Source organism: Vibrio sp. R-1, from assembly GCF_035615595.1.
Taxonomy (GTDB): domain Bacteria; phylum Pseudomonadota; class Gammaproteobacteria; order Enterobacterales; family Vibrionaceae; genus Vibrio; species Vibrio cholerae.
Genome location: NZ_WPDC01000089.1, coordinates 1 through 13,183, shown reverse-complemented (window position 1 = coordinate 13,183; position 13,183 = coordinate 1). Strand labels below are relative to the sequence as shown.

14 protein-coding genes are annotated in these 13,183 nt (G+C 49.7%); 7 read left to right on the top strand and 7 right to left on the bottom strand.

Annotation, left to right across the window (positions count from 1 at the left end; translation table 11 throughout):
- Positions 1 to 688 precede the first annotated feature (688 nt).
- Both cadC and zntR read right to left on the bottom strand, forming a co-directional pair.
- Positions 689 to 2,248, bottom strand: a complete 1,560-nt coding sequence (cadC, locus tag GOU96_RS14815; RefSeq protein WP_267782947.1) for a lysine decarboxylation/transport transcriptional activator CadC — start codon at positions 2,246 to 2,248, stop codon at positions 689 to 691.
- A gap of 226 nt (positions 2,249 to 2,474) precedes the next feature.
- The gene (gene zntR, locus GOU96_RS14810; RefSeq protein ID WP_000486335.1) at positions 2,475 to 2,873 is read right to left on the bottom strand and encodes a Zn(2+)-responsive transcriptional regulator; all 399 of its coding nucleotides are present in this window, start codon (positions 2,871 to 2,873) and stop codon (positions 2,475 to 2,477) included.
- A gap of 30 nt (positions 2,874 to 2,903) precedes the next feature.
- On the opposite strand from zntR, the gene GOU96_RS14805 reads away from it, so the two are divergent.
- The 3 genes from GOU96_RS14805 (at position 2,904) to purD (ending at position 6,114) form a co-directional block, all read left to right on the top strand.
- Entirely contained in the window at positions 2,904 to 3,083 is a 180-nt protein-coding gene (locus GOU96_RS14805; RefSeq protein ID WP_267782949.1) for a phosphoribosylamine--glycine ligase, read from the top strand.
- 75 nt (positions 3,084 to 3,158) lie between these two features.
- A complete protein-coding gene (gene purH / locus GOU96_RS14800) occupies positions 3,159 to 4,766 on the top strand; it encodes a bifunctional phosphoribosylaminoimidazolecarboxamide formyltransferase/IMP cyclohydrolase (protein WP_267782951.1) in 1,608 nt (535 codons plus the stop codon).
- Positions 4,767 to 4,824: 58 nt separating this feature from the next.
- A complete protein-coding gene (gene purD / locus GOU96_RS14795) occupies positions 4,825 to 6,114 on the top strand; it encodes a phosphoribosylamine--glycine ligase (RefSeq protein ID WP_001197682.1) in 1,290 nt (429 codons plus the stop codon).
- Positions 6,115 to 6,197: 83 nt separating this feature from the next.
- On the opposite strand, the gene GOU96_RS14790 is transcribed toward purD, so the two are convergent.
- Together GOU96_RS14790 and hupA are read right to left on the bottom strand one after the other, a co-directional pair.
- Positions 6,198 to 6,887: a DUF1481 domain-containing protein gene (locus GOU96_RS14790; RefSeq protein WP_000813300.1), complete on the bottom strand. Its 690-nt coding sequence runs from the start codon at positions 6,885 to 6,887 to the stop codon at positions 6,198 to 6,200.
- Positions 6,888 to 6,932: 45 nt separating this feature from the next.
- A complete protein-coding gene (gene hupA / locus GOU96_RS14785; protein WP_001044507.1) occupies positions 6,933 to 7,205 on the bottom strand; it encodes a nucleoid-associated protein HU-alpha in 273 nt (90 codons plus the stop codon).
- Positions 7,206 to 7,576: 371 nt separating this feature from the next.
- Between hupA and GOU96_RS14780 the strand changes: the two genes are divergently transcribed.
- Positions 7,577 to 8,635, top strand: coding sequence for a CNNM domain-containing protein (locus GOU96_RS14780; RefSeq protein ID WP_000479230.1), 1,059 nt, complete (start codon positions 7,577 to 7,579; stop codon positions 8,633 to 8,635).
- Positions 8,636 to 8,681: 46 nt separating this feature from the next.
- On the opposite strand, the gene GOU96_RS14775 is transcribed toward GOU96_RS14780, so the two are convergent.
- On the bottom strand, positions 8,682 to 9,269 hold the full coding sequence (locus GOU96_RS14775; protein WP_000941132.1) for a YjaG family protein: 588 nt from the start codon (positions 9,267 to 9,269) through the stop codon (positions 8,682 to 8,684).
- 73 nt (positions 9,270 to 9,342) lie between these two features.
- Between GOU96_RS14775 and GOU96_RS14770 the strand changes: the two genes are divergently transcribed.
- The 3 genes from GOU96_RS14770 to GOU96_RS14760 are packed head-to-tail and all read left to right on the top strand — an operon-like array spanning position 9,343 to position 12,131.
- On the top strand, positions 9,343 to 10,266 hold the full coding sequence (locus GOU96_RS14770) for a D-2-hydroxyacid dehydrogenase (protein ID WP_095464425.1): 924 nt from the start codon (positions 9,343 to 9,345) through the stop codon (positions 10,264 to 10,266).
- Positions 10,266 to 10,838 (top strand): uracil-DNA glycosylase family protein, encoded by a 573-nt coding sequence (locus tag GOU96_RS14765; protein ID WP_046122314.1) that lies wholly within the window; start codon positions 10,266 to 10,268, stop codon positions 10,836 to 10,838. The genes GOU96_RS14770 and GOU96_RS14765 overlap by 1 nt, the downstream gene beginning before the upstream one ends.
- A 54-nt stretch (positions 10,839 to 10,892) precedes the next feature.
- Positions 10,893 to 12,131, top strand: coding sequence for a mechanosensitive ion channel family protein (locus GOU96_RS14760; protein ID WP_267782957.1), 1,239 nt, complete (start codon positions 10,893 to 10,895; stop codon positions 12,129 to 12,131).
- Positions 12,132 to 12,227: 96 nt separating this feature from the next.
- Here GOU96_RS14760 and GOU96_RS14755 read toward each other — a convergent pair whose 3' ends face one another.
- Both GOU96_RS14755 and GOU96_RS14750 read right to left on the bottom strand, forming a co-directional pair.
- The gene (locus tag GOU96_RS14755) at positions 12,228 to 12,548 is read right to left on the bottom strand and encodes a nucleotidyltransferase family protein (RefSeq protein ID WP_148511582.1); all 321 of its coding nucleotides are present in this window, start codon (positions 12,546 to 12,548) and stop codon (positions 12,228 to 12,230) included.
- On the bottom strand, positions 12,538 to 12,948 hold the full coding sequence (locus tag GOU96_RS14750; protein ID WP_000217804.1) for an HI0074 family nucleotidyltransferase substrate-binding subunit: 411 nt from the start codon (positions 12,946 to 12,948) through the stop codon (positions 12,538 to 12,540). Before GOU96_RS14750 ends, GOU96_RS14755 begins: the two co-directional genes overlap by 11 nt.
- Positions 12,949 to 13,183: the final 235 nt, after the last annotated feature.

Below are 13,183 nucleotides of genomic sequence, written 5' to 3'. Positions count from 1 at the left end.
CAGGGGATACTTAAGTTACAAAACTCAAACTGAATGGGTTAGCGAGATGTCATGAGTGCAATCACCTGCGCTACCTCGCTAAATTTCGAAGTGCAGAGTACGCCCAAAAAAACGAAAAAAAATAAACTTCCGCTTATCAATAAAATGATGAGCCAAGCATGACTTTCTTGATATCAACCTGATAAACACCACCAATAAACCTCTTTATTTTCATGTTGTTAATAAAAAACCTAAAAATATCATGAGAGACAACTAAAAATATCAAGGTGAAAACATCACGCTAAATACTGCTCTGCGGAGGTATCAGGAGGGAGGTTTATCGCCAAAAAACGGTTGGTCTTGTCATAAGATTTGTCACTCCACTGGCAAGACGCTCGATGAAGCGATATCCATTGGCAGAGAATGCCAATGACGCTCACTGAATTTGGCTTGTGTTTGGCTTGGAGAATAGGCTCAAACGAATTGCGATGAGAAGTTAAACGGCTAGTGAGTACATAGACATCGTTCGATGTGATTAGCGGGCGTTTTTCAGTCAGAAGGATTCCGAGAGATAAAGCGGCGCGACCTCACCTCTAAACCGTGCTAAAGCCAGTTCGGAGAAAGAAGGCGCAAGTTCGCTCTATCCCCTTCTTACCAGTCATTCCAAGTCGTTTGGGGATAGAGAGATGAAATTGACCGTAGACGAGCGTTACAGTAAACGAACCACCGAAGGATGCACCGAGCGGTACATGGCGTAATCAATGGACTTTAAGTTGGAGTGGAACACCAAGTTTTCGCACAGCAGATAAGTTTCCAGCGACGTGTCCATATAAAACGCTTCACTGTAGGCATCGCTTGCGCCATCCAGATCGCCTTTAAGTTCAGCATGCTTGCCTTGCAGCACATATGAAAGCACCGATTCCCGCAAACCCTGAGCTTGCGCCAAATAGCGCGTGGCCGCTTCCACTTGGTTTTCGACTGTCGCTTGCAGTGCTAACGCTTCATAAATGCGTGGCTGCACCACCGCTTGAGGGGAGTAACTCACCTGCTGCAACTGCTCACTCAACACCAGCATGCGATCTTGATTGAGCGCCTGATCTGGGCTGAGCGCTTGCTGCACATGGTAGGCAATCAATAATTCGGCTTGGACATAATGGTTATCCGGCTCTAATTTCAGCACTTGCTCCAATAAATAAATACCTTTTTGGAACTGCTGACGATCGGCAACATTCAAGTAATGATTGGCGCGCACATACAGCCCTAACGCCGCAGGTTGACGCGGAAAATCCACCAACAAACGCTGTGCTTGCTGCTCTGCATTCGGGATTTTCAACGCTTGCATCACATCCCATTCCGCACTTTTCAGCACAGAGGCCAGATGCTGGCTATCGAGCGGATATTGGCGACTAAACAGCACCGCATCGGAAGAGTTATTCTTAAGCTCAAGATCTAAAAACTCATGTCCATCTTTGTCATTGACTCGCACCATGATCGACTTACCGGGCAAAATGCCTGAGCTGTAAGCCGTTTTACCGAGAATGACCCGATAATCACTCACTTGGGTCAGATCGGCCATCAGCTTTTGTGCGATACCATCGGCAAGCTCATGTGTGAGCACCTGAGAATGAAAACCGTCTTGGAACTTAAATTCAATCAGATGGGTATCCACCACTTGGGTGATGCGCACTTGCGACTGCTGCACAGTAAAAAAGCCCATCGCTACAATCACTAAGCCAATCCAGATCGCATTGAGCAGGTTTAAGCGCCAACGGCTGACATTCGGCTTGCTTGATTTCTTCGGTTGCTGACTTTGGCACACGGCGCGCGTTAACGGGCCGGCAGGAAATACAATCTCGGGAACGGCGTCTTCCACGTCGTCGATATCGTCCGTCAAACAGACATCACTGGCTGTCGACTCTTCTTGGCGAGAAACATAGGGATTGCCATCGAGACGCTGCACATTCGCAACTAACTTATAGCCACGCTTAGGCACCGTCACCACATAGCTGAGGTTTTCTTCGCGTCCGTCGCGCAATAGCTTACGCAACTCAAAAATGGATTGAGTGACCACTTGGTCGGTGACAATCGCCCCGTCCCAGACATGTTGAATGAGTTCCTCACGGCCGAATACCTCTCCGGCATGCTCCGCAAGAAAATGCAGCAAGTTAATAAGACGCGGCTCGGCCGAGACCTCCCTATCTTGGCGATACAGCTTATTCTCATCAATGCACAGAACCCAGTCATTGATTTGAAAACAGATTCCAATCATAGAATAGCTCTTTGTATCAGGAAGATAGCATCGGTAAGAGGCAGAATATGCTCGAGCACCACACACCGATGAAGAGCGAAATTATAAGTGCACTACCCTATTTCACCTACTATTGATAAGGCTAAAAATTGCAAACTTAGGTTGTTTAACCATCAGACAACGTCATTCATAGTGGTAAAAACTAAATTACCCTTATCAATCAGAATATAAATTAGGTGTTATTTCTCTACTCTAACGCGGCTAAAATCGAGCAGTGACTGGCGTTATCTTCCACATGCCCACAGCAGGCATCATTGATTTTTTTCAGCGCGCTGCGAATACGGGTCAGCTCTTCAATCTTTTGGTCGATCACCGCCAGCTTAGCGCTGGTGATCGCTTTCACTTCAGCGCAGCTGTGTTCGGTCGCTTCTAAACGTATTTCGAGCAGCTCTTTAATCTCTTCAAGACTCAGCCCTAACTCTTTGGCTTTTAAAATAAACGTGACTTGTTGCTGGCTCTTTTCATCGTACAGTCGATAACCCGACTCGGTACGCGTTGCCGGAGCAATCAGCTCATTTTTTTCATAGAAACGCAGTGTATCGGTGGAAACGCCGCAGCGTTTGGCTAACTCTCCAATCTGAAACATCACTCCTCCTCCCTGACTACTTGGAGTAGTTTGGGGAAATTTAAGCTTTCGTTAAAATTTGTGCTTGAAAAACCGTTTTTTAGCGATTATTTTTCCCATGCCAAACGATTGCGCGAGATCTTTTGTAATAAATTGGTTAGAATACTCGCCATTCAAATCGCGACGGATAAGGTATTTCCCCAAATGGCTCTGTTGTTTTTTGCGCGGTGAGGCTTTGCAGCGAGCTTCCCCAACACCGCACAGCAGATCACTTTCGGCAAATATCTTGTAAAGGAAAATGGAAGCATGAACAACGCTCGTCCTATTCACCGTGCGCTTCTCAGCGTATCAGATAAAACCGGCATTGTTGAGTTCGCAAAAGCGCTTGCAGAGCGCGGCGTTGAACTTCTCTCCACCGGTGGCACCGCTCGTCTATTGGCTGAGCAAGGCCTGACGGTAACGGAAGTCTCCGATTACACCGGTTTCCCAGAAATGATGGACGGACGCGTCAAAACCCTGCATCCGAAAGTGCATGGCGGCATTTTAGGCCGTCGCGGCCAAGATGATGCGGTGATGAATACCCACGGTATCCAGCCTATCGATATGGTGGTGGTGAACCTCTATCCTTTCGCACAAACCGTGGCAAATCCAAATTGCACGCTGGCTGATGCGGTGGAAAACATCGATATCGGCGGGCCGACTATGGTGCGTTCTGCTGCGAAAAACCATAAAGATGTGACCATTGTGGTGAATGCGCACGATTACGAGCGTGTGATCCGCGAAATGGATGCCAACCACAACTCCCTGACGTTAGCGACGCGTTTTGATCTGGCGATTGCCGCTTTTGAACATACCGCGGCGTACGATGGCATGATTGCGAACTACTTCGGCACACTCGTACCTTCTTATGGTGATAACAAAGAAGGCGATGAAGAATCGCTTTCTTTAAAAAGTAAATTCCCTCGCACGTTCAATGCGCAGTTCATCAAAAAGCAAGATATGCGTTACGGCGAAAACAGCCACCAAGCGGCCGCTTTTTATGTGGAAGCCAATCCACAAGAAGCCTCGGTTGCTACGGCTCGCCAAATCCAAGGTAAAGCCCTCTCTTACAACAACATTGCCGATACCGATGCCGCACTGGAGTGCGTCAAAGAGTTCAGCCAGCCAGCCTGTGTGATTGTCAAACACGCGAACCCATGTGGTGTAGCGTTGGGCGATGATCTTCTGCAAGCCTACAACCGCGCTTATCAAACTGACCCAACCTCAGCATTTGGCGGCATCATTGCTTTTAACCGCGAGCTGGACGGCGAAACCGCGCAAGCGATCATCGAGCGCCAGTTTGTGGAAGTGATCATCGCGCCGAAAGTCTCGCAAGCCGCGATCGACATCGTCGCAGCCAAACAAAACGTACGTTTGCTGGAGTGTGGTGAATGGCAAGGCCAAACCACAGGATTTGATTTGAAGCGCGTGAATGGTGGCTTATTGGTGCAAGACCGTGACCAAGGCATGGTGGCACAAGATGACCTACAAGTGGTTTCGACTCGTCAACCCAGCGACGCTGAGCTGAAAGATGCTCTGTTCTGCTGGAAAGTAGCGAAATACGTGAAATCCAACGCGATTGTGTACGCCAAAGGCGACATGACCATCGGCATCGGCGCGGGTCAAATGAGCCGTGTTTATTCCGCGAAAATCGCCGGCATCAAAGCCGCGGATGAAGGCTTGGAAGTAGCAGGCAGCGTGATGGCTTCGGATGCCTTCTTCCCCTTCCGTGATGGGATTGATGCTGCGGCCGAAGCGGGCATTACCTGTGTGATCCAACCGGGTGGCTCAATGCGCGACCAAGAGGTGATTGATGCGGCCAACGAACACGGTATGGCAATGATCTTCACTGACATGCGTCACTTCCGTCATTAATTGGCATGATTCGTATGGGGTGCAACGCGCCCCATCTTGTTTAAGTAAGGATTTCACAATGCAAGTTCTCATCATCGGCTCTGGCGGTCGCGAACACGCACTGGCGTGGAAAGTGGCACAAAACCCACAAGTTGACACCATTTACGTGGCTCCCGGCAATGCGGGTACTGCGCTTGAGCACAAGGTGCAAAACGTCAACATTGGCATCACCGACATTCCAGCACTGGTTGCCTTTGCTCAAGATAAAGCGATTGAGCTGACCATTGTTGGCCCAGAAGCACCACTGGTGATTGGTGTGGTGGATGCGTTTCGTGCTGCGGGTCTGCCGATTTTTGGCCCAACCCAAGGCGCAGCGCAACTGGAAGGCTCCAAAGCCTTCACTAAAGATTTCCTCGCTCGCCATAACATTCCAACCGCGGCTTACGCCAACTTCACTGAAATTGAGCCAGCTCTGGCTTATGTGCGTGAAAAAGGTGCGCCGATTGTCGTGAAAGCCGACGGTTTAGCGGCTGGCAAAGGCGTGATTGTTGCCATGACTCTGCAAGAGGCCGAAGACGCAATTCAAGACATGCTGGCTGGTAATGCGTTTGGTTCAGCAGGCAGCCGCGTGGTGGTTGAAGAATTCCTTGATGGAGAGGAAGCGAGCTTTATCGTGATGGTTGATGGTGAAAACGTCCTGCCTATGGCCACCAGCCAAGATCACAAACGCGTGGGCGATGCCGATACTGGCCCGAACACCGGCGGTATGGGTGCTTACTCACCAGCGCCAGTGGTGACACAGGACGTCCATGATCGCGTAATGCGTGAAGTGATTTACCCAACCGTGCGTGGCATGGCAGCCGAAGGCAACACCTACACAGGCTTCCTCTACGCGGGTTTGATGATTGATAGCACTGGTGCACCGAAAGTGATTGAGTACAACTGCCGCTTTGGTGACCCAGAAACCCAACCGATCATGATGCGTCTGCAATCGGATCTCGTTGAGCTGTGCCAAGCAGCGATTGCGGGCAAGCTGGATCAAGTGGAATCGAAGTGGGATCCACGCGCCTCGATCGGTGTGGTTCTCGCCGCTGGCGGCTACCCAGGCGATTACGCCAAAGGTGAGGTGATTTCAGGTCTACCGACTCAAGAAAGCGCAGGACAAAAAGTGTTCCACGCAGGCACCGAAACCCAAGGCGACCAAGTGGTTACGAATGGCGGTCGCGTATTGTGTGCCACTGCACTCGGCAATACCGTATTAGAAGCGCAGCAACGCGCTTACCAACTGGCGGATCAAATCCACTGGAATGGTATGTTCTGCCGCCGCGATATCGGTTATCGCGCGATTGCACGCGAGCAAGCCAAGTAAGCGGGCATCCATCTTCTTATCAATAGAAAAAAGCGCGAACTTCGCGCTTTTTTATTCGATTGGATTGGCAAACATGGGCTGATTTAATCAAGCAACTCCGGCTCTTTCACACAATCGTGACCCGCATCATCGAGCAACAGCAGCTCGTCGATATGCACTTTGCCGTTACGGATCTTGCCTAAAAACGCCACATAGCTTTCGATAGAAGCTAGGCGGTTAAACACAAAGCTGGGCAAACTTTGATTAAACTCGACGCGCTGATACTCAACGCCCTGACAAGTCTCGAAGGTTTTACCATTCCAGTAGCCTTGGATCAGCTCTAAACCTTGTTTGTCCTGCTCTTTGGTCGCCTCTGCCACCGCTTTGGCTTGCAAAACGTAGTGAGCCAGTTGCTCTTCATTCATCGGCAGTACTTTTCCGCCCAACCGATACTGCTGATACACCGCTTCGCCTTCTTTGCTAAAACGAATATGGACGCGAAACGGCACCAACTTCTTACCATCCAGATGCTCACCTTCACGGCGAATCTCACGCACTTGTCCCTCTTCCCAGCGATAGCTGGTTTGATAACTGCCGTAGTCACCGGAGGTCACGTAGTCTGAGGCTGAGCTCGGTTTTTGAAAGCGTTCGGTATACCAGTAAAAACTGGTCGCATCACCAATCGTTTTACCACCAGTAAATTGATTGATCTGCTCTACATTGGGATTAGGAGTAGACGAGCACCCGGCCAATAAGCCAGAGAGCAAAAAAAGGAAGGATAACTGCTGCTTCATAAACAAAAACGCCGAGATGTTCAATCTCGGCGTAGTATAAAGCAATTACTTGATCGCGTCTTTCAGCGCTTTACCTGCTACGAATGCAGGAACGTTAGCTGCCGCAATTTTGATCTCTTCACCGGTCTTTGGATTACGGCCAGTACGAGCAGAACGATGATTAACTTTGAATGTACCAAAACCAATCAGTTGTACTTGGTCGCCGTCTTTCAGAGCACCTTCAACCGCACCCAGAGTCGCTTCAAGAGCTGCTTTCGCTTGCACTTTAGTCAGGTCCGCTTTCTCTGCGATAAAGTCGATCAATTGGGTCTTGTTCATTTAGGTTTCCCTTCTCAATAGGTTATCGAATCGAGCTCACTCTAAAACATAAATGCCCGCTCTGGCAAAGGTTTGTCGCGCAACTTTCGCTTTTATGACGCACTTTTAACCGTAATCTGAGTAACAACTCACAATTTGTTACTAATCCAGCCACAGGTTTACTTGTAATTGAGTGAGAGAAACCTTATTTAAAAAGGGCTAATCGACTGGGAAGCCTGTCATTTCAATCGATTTAGTGACTGAAAAAAGCACTTTCGGCTCCTTCAGGCGAAGCGATTTTTCTTCATATTCTCCCTGTGCTTTGCGGCCTTTACCGCGAAGATTGTGAGAAGAAAAGAGTTCGAACGTGCACTTTAAAACCAAGGAATTTTATGTTTCTGCTTGCGATATATATCTCTGTCGCGATTGGCGTATCGTTTATCTGTTCAGTTTTAGAAGCGGTACTCTTAAGTATTACTCCAAGCTATCTAGCCCAGTTGCGCCAACAAGGCCACCCTGCGGCTAATCGCCTAGCAGGCCTAAAGGCGGACATCGACCGCCCACTCGCCTCGATTCTGACCCTCAATACCATTGCGCACACCATAGGTGCTGCTACGGCTGGCGCACAAGCGGCGGTGGTGTTTGGTAGCCAGTGGCTTGGCCTATTCTCTGCTGTGCTCACCCTAGGCATTCTGGTGCTGTCGGAAATCGTGCCCAAAACCATAGGTGCGACCTACTGGCGTGAACTCGCTCCCCAAGCTTCTCTCGTGCTGCGTTGGATGGTATGGGCACTGACGCCGTTCGTCTGGTTCTCTGAGCAAATCACTAAACGCCTCGCGCGCAAAGTCGAAGCGCCAAAGCTACGTGACGAAATCTCCGCGATGGCGATGTTGGCCAATGAAAACGGTGAGTTTGCTGAAGGCGAATCCAAAATGCTGAACAACTTACTGGCGATTCAAAATGTGCCAGTAACGCAAGTTATGACGCCGCGCCCGGTACTGTTTCGCGTTTCAGCGGATCTAACGATTGATGAATTTATCGAGCAGCACCGCGATACTCCGTTCTCGCGCCCGCTGATTTACAGCGAAGAGAAAGACAACATTGTCGGCTTTGTGCACCGCCTTGAGTTGTTTAAAGAGCAGCAAAATGGCCAAGGAAACTTGCTACTGGGCGATGTGATGCGCCCAATCCATGTTGTGCTCAACACCTTGAGCTTACCAAAAGCCTTCGACCAGATGATGCAAAAACGCTTGCAACTGTCGGTTGTGGTAGACGAATACGGCTCAGTGCAAGGTTTGCTGACCTTAGAAGACATCTTCGAGCACTTGCTCGGCGAAGAGATTATCGATGAAGCCGACCGCACCACCGATATGCAGCAACTGGCCACCGAACGCTGGGAGCACTGGAAGCGCCAGCATCGCATGATCGAAAGCCGCGACGAAGTGGAATAAAAAACGGGAGCTTCAGCTCCCGTTTCTCTTGGCAATCGTGGGAGAACTACAACTCAACCCCAATATTGCTGACCCCTTCTTCGCGCAGCTCTTTGCGTAGGTCTTTGATGAGATCAATGTCGCGCTCAACCGCTTCACGCAGCGGGCGGAAAATCGCCCACTGTACGTCCCATTCGGCGCACACGGCTTCATTCTCTTTTTGGTTATCGTTGGTGATGGCTTCACCAGTTTGTGCTTCTTCCAGTTGAGCGACGGTTTGTACCGAAATCTGGCTCACTTTGATCATAGATTCCGCTAAATCATCACGATCCAACAAACCATGCAGCAGGGTGGCCAAGCCTTCACAGGCATCAATCGCGGGATACACGGCGTACAGATCAAACGCATCCGAAGTTGGGATCAGCTCTTCGAGCTTTTCAAGCTGATGCTCAAAGTTCACTTTGGCATTTTTTACCGTCATCAATTCCCACACGCTGTCGAGAATGTCACGGTAGATACGCGCCTCAGCAAACTGCGTGTGCTCACAGAACATAGCGTAATTCGGATACATACGTTCACACAGACAGGCCATAAAGGTAATCTGTTGCCAAGGTTCAAACTTCTCAAGACGAAGCTGTAGAGGGTTTTGTAACATAGTCACTTCAAATCGTTGCGGAAAAAGACAGCGGAAGTGTACTGGATAACCATAAGGGAAAAAAGACGCGCCTATGAACAATTTCCACCAGCTGTATATTCTGACTGAACATGATGAACACTACCGCGAGCTGATCCTTGAGCGCCAACTGGAAGGGCTCGCCTTGACCGAAGATCGCGCCAAGGCCACGATTTTGTTGGCCGCACCGCCGATGGCCGCCCGCCGTTTGGATGAGTTTCCGCGCTTGCAATGGCTGCATTCAGCCTATGCCGGCGTCGATACCTTGATGGACCCTAAACTGCGCAAAAACTATCTGCTGACCAACGTCAAAGGCATCTTCGGGCACCTGATCGCCGAGTATGTGATGGGTTACGCTATCCAATATCAGCGCGATTTTCGCCTGTATCAAACCCAACAAGCTGAGCGCCTTTGGCAGCCGCGCCCTTACTCTTCACTTGCCAATCAAACCCTAGTGATTTTGGGCACTGGCTCGATTGGTAGCCATTTAGCCCATGTGGCTAAACAGTTTGGGCTGCGAGTGGTGGGCGTCAATCGCACCGGCATTCCGGCCAAAGAAGGGCATTTTGATGCCACTTATCACATCAGTGAGCTGCCAGCCGCTTTAATGCGCGCCGACTTACTGGTGAATACGCTGCCCAATACGCCGGCAACCGAAGGGCTGCTCAACCGAGAGAATCTTCGCCACTGCCACCAAGCGCTGCTGTTTAACGTCGGGCGTGGCAAAACGTTAGTAGAGCAGGATCTGCCGGATTTAATTGCAGCAGGACACATTCGCCACGCGTTTTTGGATGTGTTTATCAAAGAGCCACTCGCTCAAGATCACCCATTCTGGGACAATCCGGCGATCACCATCACACCGCACATCGCGGCGGTCAGCTTTCCAGAGCAAGTGGTCGATATCTTCGCCGATAACTACCAACGTTGGTGCGATAACTTGCCACTGCGTAATCAGATTGATTTTGAAAAAGGCTACTGATGCTTGAGTCACTGCTGACGGAAATTCGCCAGTGCACAGTGTGTGAACCCCATTTACCCTTGGGCGCGAATCCGGTGATCCGCGCCCATCCGGCGGCGAAGATTTTAATTATTGGCCAAGCACCGGGCACTAAGGTGCACAACACTTCAATTCCATGGAATGATGCCAGCGGTGAGCGGCTGCGTCAGTGGTTGGGTTTAGATCGCGAAGCGTTTTACTGCGAAGAAAACATCGCCATCATGCCGATGGGGCTTTGCTATCCGGGCAAAGGGCGCAGCGGAGATTTACCGCCACGTAAAGAGTGTGCGCCACTGTGGCATGCTAAGGTGTTGGAGCAACTGCCCAATCGGCAACTCACTCTCCTGATTGGGCAATATGCACAGCATTATTATCTGTCGGACAAACCCAGCACCTTGACCGAAACGGTACAGCAGTGGCAACGCTGGGCGCCTTCGGTCTTACCGCTACCGCATCCCTCTCCACGCAATACCTTATGGCTGAGAAATCACCCTTGGTTTGAGCAAGATATCGTGCCCTACCTACGCCACCGAGTGAAGCAAGTACTTACATAGCAAGCCGTTAGGGTTTGAGGTAGTATGGCGCGCAGATTGATTAAGGAGTAAGCCATGCTTGAAACATTAACCTTGTGGTTACAGAAGTTTGATATTGAAATTGAACGCGTGATCCAGCTTGCGGAAGCGCTCGGGCTGATCGCAGCCATTTCGATTGCCATTCATCTCGTGTTACACCGTGGAGTGCTGCTGTGGCTCAAACGCCATACCCACCATGAGCAAAGCGTTTGGCGCAATGCTCTGTTTAAAGAGCACCTATTTAGCCGCGTTGCCTTACTGATCCAAGGTGTGGTGATTGCGGTGCAAACCCAGTTGTGGCTAAGCCCTAACACCTTTGCTTACGATGTTCTGCACACCCTGACCTCATTGTGGATTGTGGTGTTTGGCATGCTGGCCACTTACTCCGTACTCAACGTGCTGGAGCTGCTGATCAGCCGAACCCAAGTGGGTAAAAACCTGCCAACACGCGGCATTTTGCAAAGCATCAAGCTGATTGTGTTTATTATCGCGGCGCTGTTTTTCACCTCAATTTTGATCGGTAAATCGCCAGTTATTCTGCTCAGCGGCTTAGGTGCGATGACTGCCGTCTTTATGTTGGTGTTTAAAGACCCGATCCTCGGCTTAGTTGCGGGGGTTCAACTTTCGGCCAACAAAATGCTCTCAGTCGGTGACTGGTTGGAAATGCCCAAATATGGCGCAAATGGCTCAGTGATTGATATCAGCCTAACCACAGTCAAAGTGCAGAACTGGGATAAAACCATCACCACCATTCCAAGCTACGCCCTGATTTCAGATTCCTTTAAAAACTGGAAAGGGATGCAAGAGTCCGGTGGCCGCCGCATCAAACGCAGTATTTTGATTGATGCCACCAGCGTGCATTTTTTAACAGAAGAAGAGAAACAAACGCTGAAAAAAGCGCAACTGCTTGAGCCGTACTTGGTCGAGAAAGAGCAAGAGATCAGCAGCTACAACCAACAAAAACATTGGGATTTGGCCTGCCGTATCAATGGCCGCCGCCTGACCAACATCGGCAGTTTCCGCGCTTATTTAGAGCGCTACCTGCGTACTCACCCCAATATTCACCAAGATATGACGCTGATGGTGCGTCAGTTAGCGCCCACTCACGATGGCATTTCGCTAGAGGTGTACTGCTTTACCAGCACCACAGTGTGGGTGGAGTATGAGCGTATTCAGTCGGATATTTTTGATCATATTTACGCGGTACTGCCTGAGTTTGACCTGCGCGTCTCGCAAGCCCCCACAGGCAATGATTTTCGCGCTCTGAGAGGCTAAACACCGCCCCTCCACTCGAGAGCAGTTGACCTTCCCTCTTCGCGAACATCGAACTTACCCCTCCCCCTTCTAGGGGGAGGGAAATTAAGTACACACTCACTTAATCTGCAGCCCATACTGTTCAATATGAGCCAGTAGTTCAGGAGACATGATCCTGTGTTTAAGCTGCAAATCCACCCTAAACGGTAACGTTGAGTATTCAAGGCGCTCTAACATTCGAGCCATATCATCCAGAGTTAATGCCTCTCCCTCTAAAGCAATATCAATATCTGAGCTATCTTTAAACGTACCCAACGCTCGTGAGCCAAAAATCCATGCGCGCTCGACTCGCGAATCTTGCAACACGGCCTCACGAATCAACGCATACTGATGAGGTTTTAACCCGATCTTTGTCAGAGAAACAGAACTACTGAGCACTTTTTTCCTCAAGATATTGAGTCACTTGTGCAATAACTGGCGCAAAGTTCTGCACAATCAGTTGCTGCGCTTGCAGCACATTATTTTCATCATAAGTATGAGCCAATAGGTTACGCTTCATTAACGCTTCGAGTAACACTTCACACTGCAATGAGGAAATATGCTGCGCTTCTAGAGCGGTTCGCAATACGCTGCGTGGCGAAGCGGCATCAAAACCTTCAAATTCGAGTAAATCTTTTAGGGTTTTCCACATCAGCTCAAAGGAAAACTCAAACGTCTGAACCAAACCTGCCAACTCAAGATCGTTGTAACTCTCCTGCTCACACGCTTTTTGCAGGCGAGATTGTGCCTTAGATAAATTTTGCAGTCGCTGCTTCCAACGTTCAGGATTTACCGTCATATCTTATCCTTCATTAAACTTGCACACCGAACCACTTGTACAAATTATTCACTTCAATATGAGCTAGAGTATCAAGTGAAACATGGTCAAAGGCAACCGCCTTGCCCCCTCCCTTCGCGCGCATCGATCTTACACCTCCCCCTTCTAGGGGGAGGTTGGGAGGGGGTATTCACACCAAGCCAAACAGAAACTACACAACCTAAGCATCCGCAAGCGCCAAATACCCCACCCTAAC